Annotated in this window: 18 protein-coding genes and 1 other RNA gene; 7 read left to right on the top strand and 12 right to left on the bottom strand. The window is 39.4% G+C overall.

Annotation, left to right across the window (positions count from 1 at the left end; translation table 11 throughout):
- Window positions 1-80: 80 nt before the first annotated feature.
- On the bottom strand, window positions 81-665 hold the full coding sequence (gene grpE / locus A6E03_RS03585) for a nucleotide exchange factor GrpE (protein ID WP_065593941.1): 585 nt from the start codon (window positions 663-665) through the stop codon (window positions 81-83).
- A 176-nt stretch (window positions 666-841) separates the two neighbouring features.
- On the opposite strand from grpE, the gene nadK reads away from it, so the two are divergent.
- The 3 genes from nadK (at window position 842) to bamE (ending at window position 4090) form a co-directional block, all read left to right on the top strand.
- On the top strand, window positions 842-1726 hold the full coding sequence (gene nadK, locus A6E03_RS03580) for an NAD(+) kinase (RefSeq protein WP_065593942.1): 885 nt from the start codon (window positions 842-844) through the stop codon (window positions 1724-1726).
- Between the two features lie 125 nt (window positions 1727-1851).
- The gene (gene recN / locus A6E03_RS03575; RefSeq protein ID WP_065593943.1) at window positions 1852-3519 is read left to right on the top strand and encodes a DNA repair protein RecN; all 1668 of its coding nucleotides are present in this window, start codon (window positions 1852-1854) and stop codon (window positions 3517-3519) included.
- Between the two features lie 214 nt (window positions 3520-3733).
- Window positions 3734-4090: an outer membrane protein assembly factor BamE gene (gene bamE / locus A6E03_RS03570; protein WP_065593944.1), complete on the top strand. Its 357-nt coding sequence runs from the start codon at window positions 3734-3736 to the stop codon at window positions 4088-4090.
- A gap of 76 nt (window positions 4091-4166) precedes the next feature.
- Here the strand turns inward: bamE and A6E03_RS03565 are convergent, their stop codons facing one another.
- Together A6E03_RS03565 and A6E03_RS03560 are read right to left on the bottom strand one after the other, a co-directional pair.
- Window positions 4167-4478 (bottom strand): RnfH family protein, encoded by a 312-nt coding sequence (locus tag A6E03_RS03565; protein WP_065593945.1) that lies wholly within the window; start codon window positions 4476-4478, stop codon window positions 4167-4169.
- Window positions 4462-4902, bottom strand: a complete 441-nt coding sequence (locus A6E03_RS03560; protein ID WP_065593946.1) for an SRPBCC family protein — start codon at window positions 4900-4902, stop codon at window positions 4462-4464. The genes A6E03_RS03565 and A6E03_RS03560 overlap by 17 nt, the downstream gene beginning before the upstream one ends.
- Before the next feature lie 99 nt (window positions 4903-5001).
- Here A6E03_RS03560 and smpB point away from each other — a divergent pair, with 99 nt between their 5' ends.
- On the top strand, window positions 5002-5487 hold the full coding sequence (gene smpB, locus A6E03_RS03555) for an SsrA-binding protein SmpB (RefSeq protein WP_012550958.1): 486 nt from the start codon (window positions 5002-5004) through the stop codon (window positions 5485-5487).
- Between the two features lie 73 nt (window positions 5488-5560).
- Window positions 5561-5927: a transfer-messenger RNA gene (gene ssrA / locus A6E03_RS03550) on the top strand.
- Window positions 5928-6107: 180 nt separating this feature from the next.
- On the opposite strand, the gene A6E03_RS03545 is transcribed toward ssrA, so the two are convergent.
- The 6 genes from A6E03_RS03545 to A6E03_RS03520 form a co-directional block, all read right to left on the bottom strand.
- Window positions 6108-7568 (bottom strand): glutathione synthase, encoded by a 1461-nt coding sequence (locus A6E03_RS03545; protein WP_065600183.1) that lies wholly within the window; start codon window positions 7566-7568, stop codon window positions 6108-6110.
- Window positions 7569-7593: 25 nt separating this feature from the next.
- Window positions 7594-9411, bottom strand: coding sequence for an ABC transporter ATP-binding protein (locus A6E03_RS03540; RefSeq protein WP_065600182.1), 1818 nt, complete (start codon window positions 9409-9411; stop codon window positions 7594-7596).
- Window positions 9404-11203, bottom strand: coding sequence for an ABC transporter ATP-binding protein (locus tag A6E03_RS03535; RefSeq protein ID WP_065600181.1), 1800 nt, complete (start codon window positions 11201-11203; stop codon window positions 9404-9406). Before A6E03_RS03535 ends, A6E03_RS03540 begins: the two co-directional genes overlap by 8 nt.
- 4 nt (window positions 11204-11207) lie before the next feature.
- Window positions 11208-12806: a glutamate--cysteine ligase gene (gshA, locus tag A6E03_RS03530; RefSeq protein WP_065600180.1), complete on the bottom strand. Its 1599-nt coding sequence runs from the start codon at window positions 12804-12806 to the stop codon at window positions 11208-11210.
- A gap of 156 nt (window positions 12807-12962) precedes the next feature.
- Window positions 12963-13511, bottom strand: coding sequence for an RNA polymerase sigma factor SigZ (gene sigZ / locus A6E03_RS03525; protein WP_065600179.1), 549 nt, complete (start codon window positions 13509-13511; stop codon window positions 12963-12965).
- A gap of 209 nt (window positions 13512-13720) precedes the next feature.
- On the bottom strand, window positions 13721-14350 hold the full coding sequence (locus A6E03_RS03520) for a magnesium transporter (RefSeq protein ID WP_065593953.1): 630 nt from the start codon (window positions 14348-14350) through the stop codon (window positions 13721-13723).
- Window positions 14351-14757: 407 nt separating this feature from the next.
- Between A6E03_RS03520 and A6E03_RS03515 the strand changes: the two genes are divergently transcribed.
- Together A6E03_RS03515 and A6E03_RS03510 are read left to right on the top strand one after the other, a co-directional pair.
- On the top strand, window positions 14758-15807 hold the full coding sequence (locus A6E03_RS03515; protein ID WP_065593954.1) for a hypothetical protein: 1050 nt from the start codon (window positions 14758-14760) through the stop codon (window positions 15805-15807).
- Window positions 15807-16880 (top strand): hypothetical protein, encoded by a 1074-nt coding sequence (locus A6E03_RS03510; RefSeq protein ID WP_065600178.1) that lies wholly within the window; start codon window positions 15807-15809, stop codon window positions 16878-16880. The genes A6E03_RS03515 and A6E03_RS03510 overlap by 1 nt, the downstream gene beginning before the upstream one ends.
- Before the next feature lie 96 nt (window positions 16881-16976).
- Here A6E03_RS03510 and pdxY read toward each other — a convergent pair whose 3' ends face one another.
- From pdxY to cadB, 3 genes are all read right to left on the bottom strand, one after another.
- Window positions 16977-17846, bottom strand: a complete 870-nt coding sequence (pdxY, locus tag A6E03_RS03505) for a pyridoxal kinase PdxY (protein WP_065593956.1) — start codon at window positions 17844-17846, stop codon at window positions 16977-16979.
- A 76-nt stretch (window positions 17847-17922) separates the two neighbouring features.
- On the bottom strand, window positions 17923-20061 hold the full coding sequence (locus A6E03_RS03500) for a lysine decarboxylase CadA (protein ID WP_065593957.1): 2139 nt from the start codon (window positions 20059-20061) through the stop codon (window positions 17923-17925).
- A 117-nt stretch (window positions 20062-20178) separates the two neighbouring features.
- Complete coding sequence (gene cadB / locus A6E03_RS03495; RefSeq protein WP_065593958.1) at window positions 20179-21513, bottom strand: cadaverine/lysine antiporter; 1335 nt, start codon at window positions 21511-21513, stop codon at window positions 20179-20181.
- Window positions 21514-21790: the final 277 nt, after the last annotated feature.

Raw genomic sequence — 21790 nt, 5'->3', positions numbered from 1 at the left:
CCTATCTTAAAATAAAGACAAAAAAAAGCGAACTCATCGCTGAATTCGCTTACTTCATTGTCATTTAATTAAAATGGTGGTTATTGAGCAACCATTACCATTGCAGGACGAAGAACTTGCTCATTTAATGAGTAGCCTTTCTGCATCACAATCATAACCGTATTTGGTTCATGATCTGGGCTTGCTTGCATACCAATCGCTTGGTGAAGCTCTGGGTTAAATGCTTCTCCAACAGGATTAATTACTGTTAAACCAAACTTTTCAACCGTGGAAATAAACGTTTGTAGTGTTAATTCAACACCTTCAAGCAACGCTTTTGCTGCTTCATTTTCTTTATCGCCATTCTCAAGAGCACGCTCTAGATTATCGATAACAGGAAGTAGTTCACCTGCGAATTTTTTCAACGCATATTTACGCGCTTTATCAATATCGCCTTCAGCACGACGACGAACGTTTTGCTCTTCTGCTTTGGCACGTAAAACTGCATCTTGTTGGTCTTTAAGCTGCGCTTGGCTTGCAAGTAATGCAGCTTCTAGTTCCGCTATTTTTGCTTCTTGGTTATCTTCTGCAGATTCATTCCACTCGACATCAGCCTCTGTACCAACGGCTTCAATGTGATCTTCCATTACTGCTTCTTCGTTAACTTTGTTTTCTTCGTTGTTCATTACTGCTTCTCCAGAATGCTAATGATTAGCTATATAAAACGATCTTAATACAAACCAAGGCATCGCTCTATAAGCAAATTAAAACTTTGTCATTATTATGGGGACTAAATAAAGCGATTCAAGCATAATAGTGCTAATTGTAACATTTGTTGCCCATTTCATGACGGATGGTGGATATGAAAACAGCCTTTAACGTTATCGCAATCATTGGTAAACCAAGAGACCCAAGTGCTGTAAAAACACATTTAGCACTCTATAATTGGCTTACTGGGTTAAATTATCCGGTATTAATCGATAGCCGTTTACGTGAAGCATTACCTGACATCCCTGACGATCGCTTTAACCACCTATTAAAATTAGGCGAACAAGCCGATCTTGCGATTGTTGTCGGTGGTGATGGCAATATGCTAGGCGCGGCTCGTGTTTTATCACGTTTTGACATTTCAGTCATCGGTGTTAATCGAGGCAATCTTGGCTTTTTAACTGATCTTGACCCAGATAACTTTGAAGAACCATTACAAGCTGTATTAAACGGTGAATTCGTTAAAGAAGAACGTTTTTTACTCGAAGCTGAGGTTCACCGTCACGGACAAGTTAAAAGCCACAATACCGCATTTAATGAAGTCGTGCTTCACCCTGGCCAAGTAGCTCACATGATTGAGTTTGAAGTTTATATTGATGACAGCTTTGCGTTTTCTCAACGTTCTGATGGACTGATCATTTCAACCCCAACAGGATCTACGGCCTATTCTCTTTCTGGTGGTGGTCCAATCCTATCACCAAACCTAAATGCCATCTCGATAGTACCTATGTTCCCACATACCCTATCAAGTCGACCATTAGTTGTCGAAGGTAAACGTCACATAAAATTATTCATTTCACCAGAAAATCGTAGTGCATTAGAAGTGAGTTGTGACGGGCAGGTCTCATTACCTGTCAGCCCTGGTGATGAAGTGCATATATTCCAAAGCCCAAGTAAGTTAAAACTTATTCACCCTAAAGATTATAGCTACTATCATGTACTTAGAAACAAGCTAGGTTGGTCAAGTAAACTATTTTAGTTTCTAGTCATTAGTAAACATAAGCCGCTCACAAAAAGTTAATTTAAACTTTACTGTATAAAGAAACAGTATATACTGTTTCTTTATACAGTACTTTAGCGTTTAAATTTCACAGAGAATGGCTTATGTTGGCACATATTAAAATTACTCATTTCGCAATTGTAAAATCATTAGAGCTTGATTTAACCAAAGGCATGACCACCATTACCGGTGAGACAGGTGCAGGTAAATCGATTGCAATTGATGCTCTTGGTCTATGTTTAGGCGATCGCGCTGAAGCTTCCATGGTTCGCCAAGGAGAAGAAAAAGCAGAGATTACCGTACTCTTCACATTAGAAAATAATCTGAATGCCAAACGTTGGTTAGAAGACAATGAGCTCTATGATGGCAATGAGTGTATTTTACGCCGCGTAATCACCAAAGAAGGCCGCTCTCGTGGTTTTATTAATGGTAGCCCTGTACCTGCTGCACAATTAAAAACATTAGGCCATTTGCTTATTAATATTCATGGCCAACATGCTCACCATGAATTAATGAAACCTGATTACCAGCTAAATATGCTAGATCAATACGCTGGTCATGTCTCTTTATTGAATAAAACACGCAGCCGTTACCAAGCATGGCGACAAGCTGATAATTCATTAAAACAAATGATTAAAAACAGCCTTCAAAATGAAGCACAAAAACAACTGATCGAATATCAAATAAAAGAACTCAATGAGCTAGCGCTAGGTGAAGAAGAATTTACCCAATTAGAAGAAGATCATAAACGTCTTTCTAATTCAGGTGACTTAGTGGAGCATTGCCAACAAGCCAGCTCTATACTGTATGAAAGTGATGATGTAAATGCATTACAGTTACTTCAATATGCAAATAATCATCTTCTGCAACTTGGTCAATTAGATCCACAACTCGCACCGTTATCTGAAATGCTAAATGAAGCAATGATCCAAGTTGAAGAAGCGAACCATGAACTTAAAAATTATTTGGATTGTATTGATGTAGATCCTGCACAAATTGCTTATGTAGAAGAACGTTTTAGTCGAGTAATGTCTATGGCTAAAAAACATCATGTACTTGCAGAAGAGCTATATGAACACCACCAACAACTGTTGGCCGAATATGAACGTCTTGATTGTTCCGATGAAAAACGAGTACAACGAGAACAAGAAGTAGAAGAATTAAAACAACATTTTTTAGACGCCGCATATAAGTTAACAAAAAGCCGTCAACGCTATGCAAAAGAATTAAATAATAAAATCACAGAAAGCATGCAAACATTAAGCATGGAAAAAGCCGTTTTTGATATTCAAATTGAAAGTGATGGCATAACGAAAATATCACCGCTTGGGATAGATACCTTATGCTTTAAAGTATCAACTAACCCAGGGCAGCCATTGCATCCAATAGCAAAAGTTGCTTCTGGTGGTGAGCTATCACGTATTTCTTTAGCTATTCAAGTTATCACCGCTCAAAAAGTAGAAACCCCAAGTTTAATTTTTGATGAAGTAGATGTAGGGATAAGTGGTCCAACTGCCGCGGTTGTAGGTAAAATGCTACGAACTCTTGGAGAATCGACCCAAGTTCTTTGTGTTACTCACTTACCTCAAGTGGCTGGTTGTGGACATAATCAATTATTTGTCACCAAGAATAGCAACTCAGGTAAAACGGAAACTCAAATGCGAGCATTAAGTACAGAAGAGCGCATTGAAGAGTTAGCCCGTTTGTTAGGCGGCACACAAATCACAGACCACACGCTTGCCAATGCAAAAGAGTTACTAAGTGCGGCTTAATTACTCATAGTAACTCATCTCACCTCTTAATTAACGCCAATGTCGTCTTTGATATTGGCGTTTTTATTCCATCCTTCTTTTAAATTATGAATAGAATGCAACTTGATTCAAAATTTAGGGTCAAAACACAGCATAACAAGCTTAACCTTTTTACTTATTAGTCTAGCTTGTTTATCATCTGTTTAATTATTTTAAAGGCTAAGCTGTACGAATTATGCAATTCAAAAAATGGATCATTGCTCTACCCCTTGCTGTTGGGCTTCTGGGTGGTTGCTCGCTATTAGAGCCATTGGTATATCGAATCGATATTGCCCAAGGTAACTACGTCGAACAGGAAGCCGTCGATAAACTGCGATTTGGTATGACAAAACAACAAGTACAGTTTGTTATGGGTTCTCCAATGCTTGTTGAATCAGGCTACCCAAATACTTGGTATTATATTTACCTCTTTACTCATGGCCATGAAGATTCAATCCAAAAGGATTTAATTGTTCACTTTGATGACAATGGTAATTTAACCAGTCTTGAAGGTGAATTCCCTATGAGTGATAGCTTTTTCGAAAAGTTTTAACTTTATAGCAAAGCTATCAAACAAAAAAACCGGAGATCGTAAAACGATTTCCGGTTTTTTATAATTTAAAATAACGTTATTTTTTACGAGCTTCTTTTTTCGCTTGCTCTGCTCTTTTTCGTCTAATTTCTTTTGGATCCGCAAGTAGAGGCCGATATATTTCAATCCGATCTTTATCTCTTATTGTCGCATCTAATTTTACATTACGGCTAAATACGCCAACCTTATTTATAGCCAAATCTATCTCAGAGTAACGCTCTAATACCCCAGATTGTCTGATTATCTCTTCTACTGTTTGCTCTGCTTTTACTGCTAATTTAAATACAATTTGTTCCGTTGGTAAGGCATAAACCACTTCAACATGAATCATTTCATTCATTACTAACATAAACCTGCTTCGCTCTTTGCGTAAATGAATTCACCATATTACTGGTGAGTTCTTGAAATACTTTACCAAATGCCATCGCTACCAATGCGCTGGAAAACTCAAATTCTAGTTTCAATTCTACTTTACAAGCCGTTTCATCCAACGCAGTGAAATGCCAACCACCAGTAAGAGATTTAAATGGTCCATCGACTAGGTTCATCCCAATTATTTCAGAATCAATTAATGTATTTTGGGTTATAAATGTCTTTTTTATGCCGGCTTTTGCAACATCCACAGATGCTACCATTACGTTTTCCGTTTGCTCTATAATCTTGGAACCTGAGCACCCTGGCAAAAACTGAGGGTAAGAAGTAACATCATTGACTAAATCGTACATTTGCTTTGCGCTAAACGGCACTAATGCAGATCGGCTAACCTGAGGCATAAATTATCCTTTACATTATAGAGGTAAGCATCATACCATCTTGAATTAGCTTGAGTATATATAGTCAAACCACTTCTCTATCAGTATAATGTGGGCATTATGGCAAAGAAAAAATCAAAAGATAAAGCGGGCAGTAATACCATTGCTATGAACAAGCAAGCTCGCCACGAATATTTCATTGAAGATGAAATCGAAGCAGGGGTTGAACTCCAAGGCTGGGAAGTTAAATCTCTTCGTTCTGGTAAAGTTAATATCGCGGAAAGCTATGTTTATGTCCGTGATGGCGAAATATTCATTAGTGGTATGAACATCACACCACTCCAAGCAGCATCGACTCACGTTGTAGCGAACCCAACTCGTGTTCGTAAGCTTCTAATGAGCCGTAAAGAAATTGATAACCTTATCGGTCGAGTAAACCGTGAAGGGATGACTCTTGTTGCTACAACTATGTATTGGGTTCGCTCTTGGGCCAAAATTAAAGTTGGTGTAGCAAAAGGTAAAAAACTGCACGATAAACGTACAGATTCAAAAGAAAAAGACTGGAACAGAGATAAAGCACGAATTATGAAGAGTAGTTTGCGTTAATTTCAACCAGTTAGATAGATACTAACTAGACAGACGCTGTTTTTCTGTTAGTATCATCAAGTACCAAATCTTTGGGGCTGATTCAGGATTCGACGGGAATTTTGAAACCCTAGGAGCATGTCGTGGGGCGGTTGGCCACGTAAAAAGCCGCAAAAAAATAGTCGCAAACGACGAAAACTACGCACTAGCAGCTTAATAACCTGCTCGGAGCTCTCCTGCCCTAGCTTCCGTTTGTAAGACGGGGAATAACAGGGGATCAAACCCAAACGAACTAGAATGGATTCTCCCACCTGAGAGATGAAGTTCGAATTATAATTCAGGTTAGCCATAAGATAGCGTGTCGGTTCGCAGTTTTACGGTGAAATTAAAGATCGACTAAACATGTAGCGCCAACGGTGAACGGTTCTCGGACGGGGGTTCAAATCCCCCCAGCTCCACCAAACGTTTGGAAAAGCCCAACTTCGAAAGAGGTTGGGCTTTTTTGTACTTGAAAGAAAAAATGTTCACTCATAGCAAAGTGCTCGGTGTTTGATTATTTACTGCCTATTTGAAATGATAGCAACACTCTAAACGTGACCGAACTGAACAATAAACAGGCTTTGTACTAATAATAAAGCTTATTAATCAATTAACACCAATGAATCTAAAATGCCTTTACCGCTGTGGATCCCACCTTCGTTTTCACTGGCAGGTTTACTGCGAATTAAATACCCCGCATAACCATTAAGCTCAGTTACCGGCTTACCATTGTAATACGCAGTAAATAATCCAATTTCACTGACTAAATCATTCACTAACGTTTGCTCACCATCACGTACTGCAATGGTAGGAGCATCTCGCTCATGTGGATACAAGCGTTGCATTAACGCCCATGCATCGTACTCTTCTGGTGCTAACTGAGTTAATTTTTTCGCTATATCCTGACCAAAGATACAATGACCACCACCTTCTCCTTGGTTTTTTAATACCCATTGATTTTGGTCTGCTTCGGTCGTAAACCAATCTATAGTTTGCGTATTAATCGGCTTCATCTCTGCCAGTACACTTTTAACTAATTGAGCCTCTTCAAGTGTTAATCCCCAACGAGTATATTCAGTGTCTGGCATCATGGTTAATAACATTTGCATTGATTTACTGGTCGCTAATTGCTGACTGATCGTGGCATTCACGGCAACATGATGCTGCTCGATAAACAGTCTAATTTGACTCAATGTATAGCAACACACTGGTTCATTTAATTCCGGTGCGAAATAATCCTCATATTGATAACCTGCACGTAAATAAACAACATCAACAGCACCTACGTTTTCAAGTAACAATCGTTTATTTTCGCCACTAGAAAGCTGAGTACTTAACTGCTCAAAGGTACGTCTTACCGTGCGTATTCCTTGTTTCTGCAGTTCAATTTCAAGTAAATGTTGGTCATACACGTTATCTTCATTCTTCTGAATCACCATTAAAAACGTGGGTTTACTTTGGTCAGAAAAATCCGTTTTAATCGCTCTCGCAGTAGTTGCAATACCATAGGCCAATTGCTCCAAACCGTGGTTATCTGCAGAAATAGCGGAAGGGTCTTCAATCCATTGATTATACGTTTCTGGCCATTGGTGCTTCATAAAAGAGTGGAACTCAGCTGCTCGCTGCCCAAACGGCCCCATCCCTGCTGCAATTCCATTAAATTCAATTACTTTTGCGCCGTGCTGACGGTCATCCATAAAATCGGTACGCATCAATAATAATGGCTGACGCTCTGCGACAAGTTTATTGCCAGCATCACCATGTAATTGTTGATGCAATGACATTAACAAGCCAAAAAACGGATCGGCTTTCGCCATGCTGCTTAATGAAGCTTGAAGAAATTCATGATCTTCAGAGACGTTATTAATCAACTTAGTGATCAGTGGAGTCACCATGAGTAAGTGATTATATACATCACGCTCAATGGTCATTGGTGCGATACTAAATGGACAATGCCTTGCCGTATTATCTGCTTGTCGAAAAGCCACACCATGCATAATAGCCCACTCACAAGCGTCTTCAATTATTTGTTGAGAAACAAACGGTTTTTTTTCTGTATTCATTTTAATTACTCTTAAATTCAATAACTCAAGCAGCGGTCATGCTAGCTAAACCAAGTGTGCTGTTCTGATGTTCATCTTCTTCTTGTGCTTTTTGTGTTAGATATAACTCTCGATAATCTCCAGCTTGCACAATAAGCTCATCATGGCTGCCACTTTGTACGACTTTCCCTTTATTCATTACCAATATTTGGTCGGCATTTTTAATGGTCGATAATCGATGCGCGACCATAATGACCGTTTTCCCATCTCGAATATTTTCTAATGCGGCTTTTACTGTCTCTTCCGTCTCACTATCAATGTTGGCCGTTGCCTCATCTAAAAGAAAAACACTTGGGTCATGTGATAAGGCGCGAGCGAGAGCTAACAGTTGTCGCTCTCCCACAGAAAACGAACCACCACCGTGACCAGGATGATGATCATAGCCATCAGTAAGACGTTTAATAAAGTGATCAGCGTTAACTTGTTGCGCCGCTAACATCACTTTTTCTTCGTTTGGCCTATCATGAGATAAATCGATATTTTCTTTTATTGAACCACTAAAAATCGTTGGATCTTGAGAAACCAAACCAAATAATTTACGTAATTGGGCTTCAGGTAAAGATTCAATCGGCTTGCCTCCAATTAAAATAGAGCCTTGTTGCTGTTGATAGAATCGCATCAACAAATTAATTACCGAGCTTTTGCCACTACCAGTATGGCCAACTATCGCTGTAAACTGCCCACCTTTAGCGACAAAATTCACATCAGATAAGACCAAATTACCTTCGTCATAACTTAAATCAACATGACGAAACTCAATGTCATGCGGCGCTGAGATTTCAACATGCTCTTGTGGATAGCGGTTCTGCTCTGATTGCTCATCCAATAACTCAAATACACGTTTTGATGCAACCGTTGCTACCTGCAATTTACGTAGCTCCATTGAAAGTTGACGGAACGGGTCAAAGAAACGTTCGATGTAGTTCAAAAATGCGTATAACGTACCCACTTCAACTGCGGTAGTTAATGATCCATAAGCAAACCACGCCACAATTCCTGCTGCCGTTAGATTCGACACTAAACGGGTTAATGGGATCAGCATGAAACTATCAATCGCGATTGATTTGGTTCTAAACTCAAACCAACGTTGGTTTTCTTGCTCAAATTTTTCTTTGAATGCTTTTTCTTGATTAAACGCTTGGATCAGCGCCATTCCTTGTAGCGATTCATTAATGCGCCCATTGATATTACTGATTTGCTCTCGGATCCCATTAAACACTGGCATTGAGATTTTTCGATACAAATGCATCGTTGTCAGTAATATCGGGATCAATACCAAGCTCAATAGCATCAAGCGCCAATCCAAAATCGCTATCGCAATAAATATCGCAATGATGCGTAAGCTGCCTTGAATGACCGTAGGGATCGTTGAAACAAACATATCACGCATCGATTCCGTATCATTGGTAATATAAGAAACCAATTTACCGGCAGATAATTTATCAAAGCTGCTGATTGAGAAATTCAACACATGATTAAACAGCTGTTTTCTCACATCATTAATCACCAACAAGGCACTATGACGGAATGATACGGCTTGCAAATACGTAAATAACGCCGAGATCACATAAAACAACATCACCAAACTAACAAGACCAATCAGATGGGGCCACTCAAACTGTTGCGGTACGATTACCTCATCAAGGATAATCTTTGCTAGCCATGGAATCGCCATTTCAGCACTTATCGCAACCGTTAGCATCATAAAGGCGACAATGAACCGTGCTTTATGAGGTAAAGAGTAGGCTAATAAGCGCTTAAATAAGAAGGTATCACTAGGCTGTTGTGCATTGTCTTCACGCATGAGATCCCCCCTCTGATTTTGACCCTTGAATACTCTCACTTGGGATATCTTCAATAACGGTGTTTAGCTGACTTTGTCGTTGGTAAACCATTGAATACCAACCTTGATTAGCCAATAGATCATGATGTGACCCTTGCTCTTCAATTTGCCCTTCATTTAATACAAAGATCCGATCTGCTTCGATTAAATTAGGTAAACGTTGAGTTACTAATAACATGGTTTTATGACTGTAATTTGCCTTTAGATTTCGACGAACAATCACTTCAGTTTTAATGTCTAACGCACTGAATGGATCATCCAACAACAGAATATCCGCATCAGATAGTAAAGCTCTTGCCAGTGTTAATCGCTGACGTTGCCCACCAGAAAGATTACTTCCTCCTTCTCGTAGTTGAGTATTAAACCCATCAGGCATCGCATCAATTTCGCTTTTAATTCCCGCCATCTCTGCAACGTGTTTAATTTGCTCTTCTGTTGCATCCGGTTTAGCCAGTGCGATATTTTCAGCAATAGAGCCTGAAAAAAGAAATGGCTTTTGCGGAACCCACGCCATCTTGCTGCGTAATGAATGAAACGTTAATGATCCAACAGGATGCCCATCAATACTTATACTTGATGAGTTTTGTAACTCGAACTGTCTTAGGATCAATTGTAGTAAGGTACTCTTACCACTACCGGTTGGTCCGGTTATACCAACAAAACCACCTTCAGCCACCTTCATATTAATGTGTTCTAATGCTCGACAGTTCGCATTTTGGTAAGAGAATGACACTATATTTATGTCTACTGTTGCTTTCGCATCAGTTGGTAATGTAACGGTGCCTTCAACCACTTCTTCTTTTTCTGAAAAAAGTGCTTCCAAGCGTTTCCACGACGTACTGCCACGCTGGAAAACATTAAACTGCCAACCAAATTGCAGAAATGGTCCTAATAACTGCCCAAGGTATAACGTAAACGTAGTAAACAAACCCACCGAGATCTGTCCATGGCTAATTAACCACGCCCCATAAGCCAATGAAATTACAAACGATAAGCCGTAAATTAACTGGATAGTTGGTGCAAATGCGGCATCCACTTTCGCAACGGCAAAATTTGCTTCTAATGTTTCATCCAGTGTTTTACCAAAGCGCTGCTCTTGACGCTGCCCAATATCATGAGAGCGAACGGCACGAATACCAGAAACAGTTTCACGCGCTTCTTCATTTAAATGAGCGAAACTTGCTTGCGCGCGACCAAATGTTTTATGCAGATTAGTACCATAATGTTTAGTGATATAAACCAATAACGGAAACGGTAATAGTGCAACAGCAGTAAGCTCACCACTCACAATGAATATCATGCCAAAAATAACAGTCAAACCGGCGATAAAGGAATCGACTAAGGTCATAACCCCCATTCCTGTTGCCTCTTCAACCGCATTCAAATCATTAGTGGCATGAGCCATTAAATCACCCGTACTTCGACGAGAATAAAATGACGGTGACAACCTTGAAAACTTTTTAAATAAGTCTCGACGCAGCACTTTCGCAATAGCAATAGAAGCCCCATACAATTGACTTTGCCATACATAGCGTAAGCCATACATCGCAATTGCAGAGAGAGCAATACCACCAATATGCATCAATAAATACGCCATGGTTAATTGGTTAGCACTGATACTATCGATGATCCTCCCTATTAACCAAGAAGGTATTAGACTGAGTAGCGCCACCACTTGTAATGCGATAATGGCGATAATATATTGGCGTGAAAACATCTTGATGTAACCGCGCAATTTCCACAAAATATTCATTACGTTACGCTACCGCCTCTTCTATTTCACAGTCACACTGTAAATAGTTTTTTTTCTGAATAAACGCATCAAAACTTATATCTTGCTGTGCTTCAATTTGTTGTTGTTTAACTAAAGACTCAGTCACTAAACGAGTTAAATTACCCATTTCCTCATCATCAATCTTAGTATCTTGATGCTGTTTAAAATGCACTTTTGAGAGTCTCTGTGTTGCTCGTTTATATGAGAGTTTTTCCTCTTTCATCATTGCTAGCAGTTGTGCTGATGGCGTTAAATTACTATCTACAAACTTAGCCTGTTCACGTTCAATACCTTGCTTATGCTCTTGTGTAGCAAACGCATTATCTAGCCACGTCGCAACAGGTATCATTGCATCAAGTAATTCAGAACCAAGATCTTTAAGCTTAATATCTCCTTCTAACGTTGGTAATAATAGCCCATGTTTTCGCCCTTCTGTTGCTACTAACTCTTGACGACGGGCAATTAATACTCGCTCATCATCGGTTAATTCTGGGCTTGGTGCTAAGGCGTTATAGGTAAGAAATGCATCTAGAAAATGACTTTGTTCTTCATTGATCCCTAATGGTAATAGTGGATTATTATCCAGACTGCGTAATTCAATGTATTGAATGCCGTGATGGCACATTGCATATAAAGGACGCAATTGATCATTAACGATTTTAGGTCTTACTGAACCATACAATTCATTTTCTAATTGTAAGACGGACCCATTTAATTGCTGATCGGCATTTAGGTGAGCATAACGTGCGCTTGGTGTTGTTAATGCATGACATAAATCAGTTAAATATTCTTGTTTACTATTAAAACTCGTTGGGTAAAGAGACTGCTCATTACTGCTATAGCCCATATTACTTAAACGTAGCGAGGTCGCCCATGGAAAATAATAGGTATCTTCATCAAAAAGCGCTAAAGGATGTTCTTGATTGACTAAGTAGCTTTTGTCTACCGCTGGCGATGCACCAAATAAATAAGGGATAATCCAACCGTTACGTAGAACATTACGGATCAAGTGAAAATAACGTTCTGAAATAAAATCGTTTAATGACAATTCACTGCCGAGGTGTGCGTGTAACGTTGCCCAAAATGAATCGGGGAATGAAAAGTTATAATGAATACCTGAAATTAACTGCATTCTTTTTCCATAACGGTTTGCCAACCCTTCACGATAACGCACCTTATGTTGCCCAGCGTTCGATGAACCATACGCGGCAATGTTAATCTCATCATCACTTGGCAGTTCAGGTGGCATACTTGCCCCCCACATAATTTCATCTTCACTCAACTGAGTCGCAACAAAATGATGCAAAGAAGCTAACGAATCAAACGTCGCCTTTCTTTCTGTCATTGCTGGGGTGACTAACTCTAATTGCGCTTCTGCAAAATCAGTGGTTATGTAAGGGTGCATTAAAGCCGAACCCAATTCTTCTGGATGAGATAAGTTTGAAATATGGTTTTCAGGCGTAGTGCGGATCAACTCTCTTTCAATTCCACGTCGAATGTCATGCAAGGTACTCATGGCATTTTCGTTATTTAAAAAAGAAAGCGTATTAGATTCTAGGTATTTCACATCAGTATTTTTCATTTATGATCTTCATAAAAATAGTTTTAACGGATCAAAGACGCAGAAGCTGAAGAAAAGACGCAAAATTTTTTCAAATAATAGGAATAAAAAAGAGTGGATAAAATAAACGGAAAATAGAGTGACTATTTACCGTTTATTTTCAGGAAAGGAGCCGTATTATTTTAATTGCGAAGAACAACTTTTTCCTTTTTTAGAAGAGTAGCCAGTGACAGATCCTCCATCATTGAGTTCAAAATCACAACAGGTCATTAAGTTTTCGCGAAATTTAGCACGACCTCGTTGAATTCGACTTTTTGCCCCCGACAAGGATAACCCTAACTTATCAGCAATCTCTTGTTGAGGAACCCCTTCTAGTTCAGCTAAACGCAAAGGAATACTGTATTTTTCTGGGAGGTCATCAATTAAAGGGCGTATACATTCGGCCAATTCTTTACGAGCCTCCTCTACAGTATCTTCATCTTCTGCGACTAAATCTTCCGGTAACTCATCATACGGCAACTTATCACGATAAAAATCCATGATCGTGTTGTAGGCAATTTTATATAACCATCCTTTCAAGCTACCTTGAGATTTTAATTGATGCAAATTGCTGCTAGCTTTTATATACACATCTTGAAGTATGTCATCTACCGCACTTGCATCATCCACTCGTTTGTAAACGTAATTACGCAATTGCGCTTTGTGATTTTGCCATTCTGACAACATAAAAACGGAACCTCAAATAAGTGAATATGTTTAACCACTAAAGGAAAAATCAAATTTTAGAACTGATACAAAATAAAATACTTACCGATAGCTCATTGTAATCGATAACACCTTATATAGGAAAAAAGCCCAACATCAAAAGTGATATTGGGCTTTTTAACGTCTTAATCCATTCATCAATGAGCGAATATTTTTAAATAAGAGAGTGGTTAGCCTATCTCTAATACCGCAGAAGCAATAGCAAAATAAATTAATACGCCGGAAATATCAGCGATAGAGGTAATCATTGGGGCACTCGCAGAAGCGGGATCTAAATTGAGCTTATGTAAACCAAAAGGAAGTATAGTGCCAATTAAGCTACCTATAAGCACAATCGCTATCATGCTTAAGCCAACCACCATCGCAACCTCATAGCCACCGCGATATAAACCTAAAAGGTAAACGGCAGCAGCCATACTCAAACCAAGCCCTAGAGCGACAAATACTTCTCTGCCAAGCATTTTACCCCAGTCATTTGGTTTTATATCACCGGTAGCTAACGCTCGAACCATTAAGGTTGCAGATTGAGATCCGGCGTTACCACCGCTATCAATTAATAAAGGTAAGAAAAAAACCAACGTAACATAAGAGGTAATGATCTCTTCAAAGTAAGCGATACCTGCCCCTGAGAATACATTACCAAAAACAAGCAGTACTAACCAAAATACGCGCTTCTTATAAAGCACGCCAATTGATGCATTTTTTATGCTGATATTACTATCTTCAACACCAGAACCTTTATGCATATTTTCTGATGTTTTAATATGTTCGGTGTCTGTTTTTTGTTGTACAAATTCCATAATACGTCTCCAGATCTGAAGACATATCACCCTCAGATCATCATGTAGAAAAAGAGTTAAACCACCAACTTGGGGGTTCCTGTTTACTTGTGTTCATGATGTGCTTCCTTGTATAAACAAGATGGGTTAATGGATAGCAGCGAAACTGCATTCAAAGACGGGCGGATTTTACCAAATAATAGAAAGAGATACCATTGCGGTGTGTAAGCAGGTATTTCAAATATGTTCTTCATTTACATTCAGAGATAAATACAGCAAAAATCATTAAAATGACCATAAATTGATTAAATAATCAGAAACCAATGCGCACTACCTCATAAATGAGAACGCAATCGATATCCCTATTTGCGAAAGTTTAGTTGAGCAATTACCCTATAAATATAATTACTAAAAAAGAGCCAACTCTTATGAAATTATTTTCACGTCTATTTTTATTCATTACTGCTATGACTTCTTTTTCTAGTTTGGCTGCATTAGGTGAACACCCAATAATCTTGATCCACGGCTTTCAAGCAGGTCAACTTCAAACCAAGCCCAATCATGATACGGTTGTTGCTGATGGAAAAACCTATTGGCAAGATTTTTGGTTAGCTAAAGCCGATGAGCGTATCGACTGGCCTTCTCACGAACGTGTTGCAGGAAGAATTTCAAGCGATTACGTATGGCCAAAATTAAAAGCTCTTTCTGAAAATAACACCTGTCAAAATGGCTGTATTTTAGTGACTCATTCTACTGGAGATCTGGTCGCTCGCTATTTGTTAGACAATCAAGAAAACTGGCTGACCAATGCGGGGTTAGCTCCTCTTAATATTATTGCGACCTTTGATTTTGCTGGTGCAGGCGGTGGTTCTGAGCTGGGTGATATGGCGATTAATATCTCAGAAGGCAGTGGCGTATTAAATGCTCCGCTAAAATATGCAATGTCATTATGGCTAGGTGAAACACCTAGTGCAGGAAATACCGGCGTACTTAATGATTTAAAAATTACCAATGCACGCCAATTAGCCCCTTTACCTGATAACCGTATTCCTCGCATTCGCTTTGTCGGTAAAGGCAGTGACTATTTAGGATCAACCAGTGGATTCTTACCGGGGAAAGATGATGGCGTGGTATCAAGTCATTCTTCTTGTGGTTCAAGTCAATCTGGCTCATTTACAAGCTGTTCAACAACTCTCGCTTTTGATGGGGAAATAAAAAACCAACCACAAGCGGTGACTAATTTTATGCCTTATCATTACCCACTATTAATGGGGGATGATTACAGCCATAGCGGATTAATAGGCACAAAACATCAAGGTAAAGTAACGGCAGTAAGCCAACAAAAAACACTGCTCGATGGTACAATCATTAAAGTAAGTACGACAGATTCTACTTATTGGTTAAGCGGCAATACATATCGGTACGTTGATAACTCAAAAAATGAAACCATGTCTGAACTGGTTAGTGATTTATTGTGATGAATAAGAATGCTTTATTTATTGGTGCGTTGTTGATGACTTCAGCCACCACTTTTCATTGGATAATGCAGGATAACTCAGCCCCAACAATGGCAGGAGATCATCCTTCAGTAAAAGCTCACCAAAAAATAAAAACAGCTTCAGAAAGGCAATTAAAAAAAGAAGTAGTGCAAACAAAAACAGACCTTACACCTCCACAAGAACAAGATGAGATACCTCAGGCTTTCCCACAAGAGTTAACCAAACAATTTGCCTTATTATCTAAAGCTTACGCCGCAGATATTATTTATCCTTCTTACTCAACGCCACTGCTTTCTAACGATAAAAGTTATCTTGAACCCAATCATTTCAGTGAAGTTAAGATCCCTGTGTTAGATGGTTCTCATAAAGCTTCCCTCTCTTTAGATAAATATCGATTTTCTTACCCTGAGTCTATTACTGTCACTCTTAATTCAGAGCTCGCAGTTGATCATATCGAGTATGAGCTATTAGACCCAGAAACTCGAAAAACTCTCACAACTCAATACACACAAGAGTTAACTACTGAGTTTTCACCTAAAAAAGAGTGGCCTCAAGAGATTAGAATTAAAGCGGTAATCTCTTTTTTAGATGGTAAAGATACGCTCACTACGGATATTCAATTTTCAAATCCAGTGGCTTATGTTAACTCAATAGAGCCGCCCTACTCTGCGGGAAGCGATATGATATTACCGCTGAACATTGAAGTGAAAGAGTCGGGTAACTACCGAATTAGAGCCAACTTATTTCAACAAGATGGAAAGCCGATTGCTTCCTTAACAAATAAAGGGAAACTCTCACAAGGTGATGCTGTCTTTCAACTAAAAGCACATAGTTCAGTGCTTAAAAATGATGTAGCAGAGTTTGAGCTGCGAAATATCACGGTTGAGAAAATGTCTGACTTTCCTGGAGAGAAAACACGTTATGGCACAAGCCGAAAACCTGTTTTCCCAATTTTATCTTTTGATATTTCAAGCTTAAGTGATGAACCCTATCAAATGTCAGAACAAGAAAAAGAGCGCCTTCAATTTTTAAACGACATTGCTCAGCAATAAAACGAAAAAAGCCCGTTATTCTTTAATGAAAAGAATAACGGGCTCATGCATTTTTTACTTATTGTAGAGTATTATTGCTTGTTTTTCTTCGCGTAATTAAGCGACTTTCTCTGCTTTTACCGTGATTTCTGGCGTATTGAAATGCTCTTGAGATGCGATAAGTTGCAGTTCATACGCACCACGATTGAAGGTTTCTTGCATTACTGAATCAACCGCAGCATTGGTACGTTCAAACGCATCAATTGGAGAGTAACCCGCCATTAAATTGGCAAGCATCACGCCACTAATTAAATCTCCTGCCCCTACTGGCTGACGCTTAGCATCAAAGTCATATAAAGGACGAGAAACGTGGTAACTGCCTTCTTTGGTGGTTAATAGCATTTCAAAACGATCTTTTTTAATTCCCGCACGACTTAAGTGTTTTACCACTACCATCTTAACGCCTTTTTCAAGCAGTTGATTATTCGCTTCAATCACTTGCTCTAAGGTGTTGATAGTCATGCCAGATAAACTTTCTAATTCAAGTAAGTTTGGCGCAATAATATCCGCTGATGCTAATGCAGATTCTTTAAAAAACACTTCCACTTCTGGTGCAACAATGCAGCCTTTTTCTGGGTGTCCCATTACTGGATCACAAAAGTAAATTGCGTTTGGATTGTCTTGTTTAATTTTCTGTACCGCTGTGATGATTTCTTCACCTTGCGCTGCTGATCCTAAGTAACCACTTAATACCGCATCACAAACGTGAGTTGCTTCAATTGCTGATAAACCATCAACTAAATCTGATATGTGACCAGCAGGCATTGCAATGCCCTTCCAGCCTTGTTGATATTGCGTGTGATTTGAAAACTGTACCGTGTTGATAGGCCACACTTCCATCCCCATTCGTCGCATTGGAAAAACCGCAGCACTGTTGCCTGCGCAACCAAATACAACATGAGACTGAATGGAAAGAATACGTTTCATAACATCACCATAATTTAAAGTAGAGTAAGGGCTTCCATGCCCTAAAATAAACGATAATCCTTTAAAACCCTAGGGCTTAATCTTCTTTTAATACTTTCACTGTGTAACTGCCATCTTTTTGAGCATATACACCGTGAATATCCGTTTCAAAACCTGGGTAATGAGCACCGATTGCACATAGCATCTCTAAGAAATCAAGTACTGGACGAGACTCTGTTGTTACCATTTCACCAGGAAGTACTAGTGGAACACCTGGAGGATAAGGAAGGATCATATTGGCACTTACGCGACCAACCATTTCTTCCAGTTTCACTTCTTCCACATTACCGCGTAGCTCTTCTTGCCATGCTGCGTGTGGTGTTACTTTTAGTTCAGGTAATACATCAAACGCTTTGAACATCAGTTCTGGTAAACGGTATTGACGAGTTAGATCGTGAATGCCTTGTGCCAGTTCTTGAATGCGCATGCCTTCGTAGAAGCTTGGATCTTCTCTGTACAGTGAAGGAAGGAAGTTTTTCACTGTTAAGTTTAGATCAAAACCGCGTTTAAAGTCAGTTAATGAACGAAGCAGTTGCATCGCTTTTGATTTATCAATACCGATAGAGAATAAGAACAATAGGTTATATGGACCTGTTTTCTCGACTACGATACCGTGTTCATCTAAGTATTTAGCAACAATAGAAGCAGGAATACCTGTTTCGCTCATTTCGCTATTTTCGTTCATTCCTGGAGTTAATAGCGTTACTTTGATTGGGTCAAGGTACATGTGGTCATCATCGATGTCTTTAAAACCATGCCATGTATCTTTAGGATCCAGTTTCCAACATTCTGTTGTATCGATGTTTTCTGGTTGCCATACATCAAAGAACCAGCTCTCACTTTCGCCTTGTAGACGTTTGATCTCTTTACGGAAACGAATCGCACGATCAATTGAGTCTTGGATCAGTTTCTTACCTGTATTACCACGCATCATTGCCGCAGCGGTTTCAGTTGATGCAACAATACCGTATTGAGGTGATGTTGATGTGTGCATCATAAAGGCTTCATTGAACGACTCTTTATCAAACTCACCTTTTACGTGGATCATTGATGCTTGAGAGAACGCAGCCAATAATTTATGAGTTGATTGTGTTTCATAGAACACTTTACCTGGCATCGCTTCACCACTCATACCACATTTACCTTCGTAAATAGAGTTGAAGTTAGTGTAAGGAACCCAAGCACTGTCGAAGTGAATGAATTTAGTTTCTAGCGTTTCTTTGATGTATTGAGTGTTGTACAACAGACCATCGTAAGTTGAGTTAGTAATAACTGCATAACCCGGCATTGTTGCGTTTGGTGTTGCTGCTACTTTTTGCTCAATCACTTCACGAGTGAATTCACTTTGTGGAATGCCACCTAAGATGCCGTAAGCGTTACGCGTTGGACGGAAGTAAATAGGCGTTACATCACTCATCATCATCATGTGAGTCAGAGATTTATGACAGTTACGGTCAATAAGTACAGTGCTGCCTGCTGGTGCAGAGAACATACCTACAATTTTGTTTGAGGTAGACGTACCGTTCGTTACGATGTAAGAGCTGTCCGCATTAAAAGTACGAGCGATGTACTCTTCTGCTTCTTTATGGGGACCTGAGTGATCAAGCAATGAACCTAGTTCAGGCATTGAGATTGATACATCCGCTTTAAATGCGTTTGGACCGTAGAAATCATAGAAGATGCTGCCTGCAGGGCTTTTTTGGAAAGCGGTGCCGCCCATGTGACCCGGAGTACAGAATGTATATTTACCTTCTTCAACGTATTTAAATAACGCTTTAGTAAAAGGAGGCATGATTTGGTCTTTATATTCTTCGGTCGCTTGATTGATTTTCAACGCGATATCGTCAGCCATGTCTAGGGCATATTCGAAGAAATGAAGATTTAGACGTAAATCAGTTAATGAAATGTCTAATGTTGAATGTTGGTTTGCAAATGCGTACAAAGGCAATTTTTCATTCAGGGTATTAATTTCAGTACATAGGTCTAGTGAGTATTTATCCCAGTCAAATAACACACCACAAATTCGTGGGTTCATTTCGACCATTTTGTATAAATCTTGCGCGTCTACTGGGTAAACTACTTTGTAGCCTGCTTTTTCTAAAGAAGCATGTAATTCGCGTACTGGCTCTTCTTTAAAGAAAACACCTGAGTGGTTTAGGATAGCAAAAATATTCATTTTATATCTCCAAGACGAAACAAGGCGCTCCCCATCTTTTTGATGGTGAGGTAGTGGAGCGCCTGAGGGTAAATTTATTAAGTTGGTAGCGTTACGTGTTCACGCTATCGAGTGATATTAATGGGCAGTAGCTTCAGTGCTGATGTGTTGCTCAGATTGTTTCAAGCCCATTTTTTTTGCGTAGAACATTAAGATAACAAGTGACACGATGAAGGTTGCAGTCAGTGTTGCGCCTTCTGCACCAGCAAGAGCAATCATGCAGAACACACAAGCAATACCAGAGAAGAACATGGTGAAGCCACTGCGTGTTGTCATACCTTCGAATCGAATTAAGTTAATGCTTGAATAGAAGTAAGGAAGCATTGTTAGTAGTACGGCATCAGTCGTTAACTGATTAAATAAGTCAGCAGTATGTGCTGATTGAGAGCTGAATACGGTCAATACAATCATTAGCGCTGTCATTTTTAGCGACGCAAGTACAAGGCCTTTTTTCGCTACACCGTTTTTATCAACTTCACCGTAAATTTTAGGGAAGTTACCATCGTGAGCAGCACGCTTGCCGGCTTCACCAACCAACATCATCCAAGAACCCAGTGATGTGAAACATGCTAAAGCAGTAAATGCAGCAACAAATGGCGCTGACCAGCTACCGAAGATTTCAGTGGTCGCCATTGCAAATGGTGCGCCTGATGCTGCCACTTCTGCTGCTGGGAACATACCGCTGATTACTTGAGTTGATAGGATATAAATCACACCCGCAATCGCAGTACCAAGCATTGTTGCTAGAGGAACCGTGCGTTTTGGGTTTTTAACCATACCAGATGATACCGCTGCTGATTCAACACCAACAAACGACCATAAACAGATAAGCACAGCACTAATAACAGCGTGGCTACTTGTACCTGAAGAGACATTCCAGTTTTGGCTATATAAAGCAGGATCGAAGTGAGTCCAACCAGCAACCCCTGTACCAACAACCGGAATAAGGATAAGACCTAAACCTAATGTACAAAGACGACTAACCCAGCTACCACCTAGTAAGTTAACTAGGGTAAATAACCATACTGATGCAATCGTCGCGGCAGCTGCAGGGATAGGGTCATTCAAAGCAGGGAAGAAAACAGATAAGTAAGAAACACCAGTAATGGCGATTGCTAAGTTACCAATCCAGTTTGCGTGGTAGTAAAGAACACCCGTTTGGAAACCAAATACAGGAGATACTTCACCAGCATAAGCAATAGGGCCACCTTCTTGTGGATTCTTTGTTGCTAAGCGGGCAAAAACAAACGCCAAACTTAATGCACCAACTAAACAGATAATCCAACTAAAAATTGATACTGAACCAACCGCTGCTAATGAAGAAGGTAATAGTGCAATACCACTCCCCATCATGTTGCCGGCAACAACACCCGTACAGGCTATTAAGCCAATTTTCTTTGTATTCGATTCCATAACATCTCCAGGAATTATCGAATGGACCAATTTAAGCCCGTAATACGAAATTATTTATTTAAAGGGGCAAGGTGTTATCTGGACAGGTCATGCAAACTCTATCGGGGTAAATAAACAACATCTCGCTTGAATGTTGAGATGAAGGTTACGCCCAAAGAATGGAAAAAAAATAAGGATAAAATTATCAATAAAATAATGATAAAAAAAATAAGGATGCAAAGTAAAAAACGCAAACTACAATTTAAAAAATACTTAATTATCATTACGTTAATTATTT

The sequence above is a fragment of the Aliivibrio sp. 1S128 genome, assembly GCF_001691065.1.
Taxonomy (GTDB): Bacteria; Pseudomonadota; Gammaproteobacteria; order Enterobacterales; family Vibrionaceae; genus Aliivibrio.
Note: the sequence above shows the minus strand (reverse complement) of the source record. Positions and strands in the feature narration are given on the sequence as shown.

Excerpts from the sequence above, each read along its gene's own strand:
- recN (WP_065593943.1), top strand. The coding sequence starts at position 1,852 with ATGTTGGCACATATTAAAATTACTCATTTCGCAATTGTAAAATCATTA.
- A6E03_RS03500 (WP_065593957.1), bottom strand. The coding sequence starts at position 20,061 with ATGAATATTTTTGCTATCCTAAACCACTCAGGTGTTTTCTTTAAAGAA.
- A6E03_RS03520 (WP_065593953.1), bottom strand. The coding sequence starts at position 14,350 with ATGGAATTTGTACAACAAAAAACAGACACCGAACATATTAAAACATCA.
- A6E03_RS03545 (WP_065600183.1), bottom strand. The coding sequence starts at position 7,568 with ATGAATACAGAAAAAAAACCGTTTGTTTCTCAACAAATAATTGAAGAC.
- grpE (WP_065593941.1), bottom strand. The coding sequence starts at position 665 with ATGAACAACGAAGAAAACAAAGTTAACGAAGAAGCAGTAATGGAAGAT.
- cadB (WP_065593958.1), bottom strand. The coding sequence starts at position 21,513 with ATGGAATCGAATACAAAGAAAATTGGCTTAATAGCCTGTACGGGTGTT.
- nadK (WP_065593942.1), top strand. The coding sequence starts at position 842 with ATGAAAACAGCCTTTAACGTTATCGCAATCATTGGTAAACCAAGAGAC.
- A6E03_RS03515 (WP_065593954.1), top strand. The coding sequence starts at position 14,758 with ATGAAATTATTTTCACGTCTATTTTTATTCATTACTGCTATGACTTCT.
- A6E03_RS03560 (WP_065593946.1), bottom strand. The coding sequence starts at position 4,902 with ATGCCTCAGGTTAGCCGATCTGCATTAGTGCCGTTTAGCGCAAAGCAA.
- pdxY (WP_065593956.1), bottom strand. The coding sequence starts at position 17,846 with ATGAAACGTATTCTTTCCATTCAGTCTCATGTTGTATTTGGTTGCGCA.
- sigZ (WP_065600179.1), bottom strand. The coding sequence starts at position 13,511 with ATGTTGTCAGAATGGCAAAATCACAAAGCGCAATTGCGTAATTACGTT.
- gshA (WP_065600180.1), bottom strand. The coding sequence starts at position 12,806 with ATGAAAAATACTGATGTGAAATACCTAGAATCTAATACGCTTTCTTTT.
- A6E03_RS03565 (WP_065593945.1), bottom strand. The coding sequence starts at position 4,478 with ATGTTAGTAATGAATGAAATGATTCATGTTGAAGTGGTTTATGCCTTA.
- smpB (WP_012550958.1), top strand. The coding sequence starts at position 5,002 with ATGGCAAAGAAAAAATCAAAAGATAAAGCGGGCAGTAATACCATTGCT.
- bamE (WP_065593944.1), top strand. The coding sequence starts at position 3,734 with ATGCAATTCAAAAAATGGATCATTGCTCTACCCCTTGCTGTTGGGCTT.
- A6E03_RS03510 (WP_065600178.1), top strand. The coding sequence starts at position 15,807 with ATGAATAAGAATGCTTTATTTATTGGTGCGTTGTTGATGACTTCAGCC.
- A6E03_RS03535 (WP_065600181.1), bottom strand. The coding sequence starts at position 11,203 with ATGAATATTTTGTGGAAATTGCGCGGTTACATCAAGATGTTTTCACGC.
- A6E03_RS03540 (WP_065600182.1), bottom strand. The coding sequence starts at position 9,411 with ATGCGTGAAGACAATGCACAACAGCCTAGTGATACCTTCTTATTTAAG.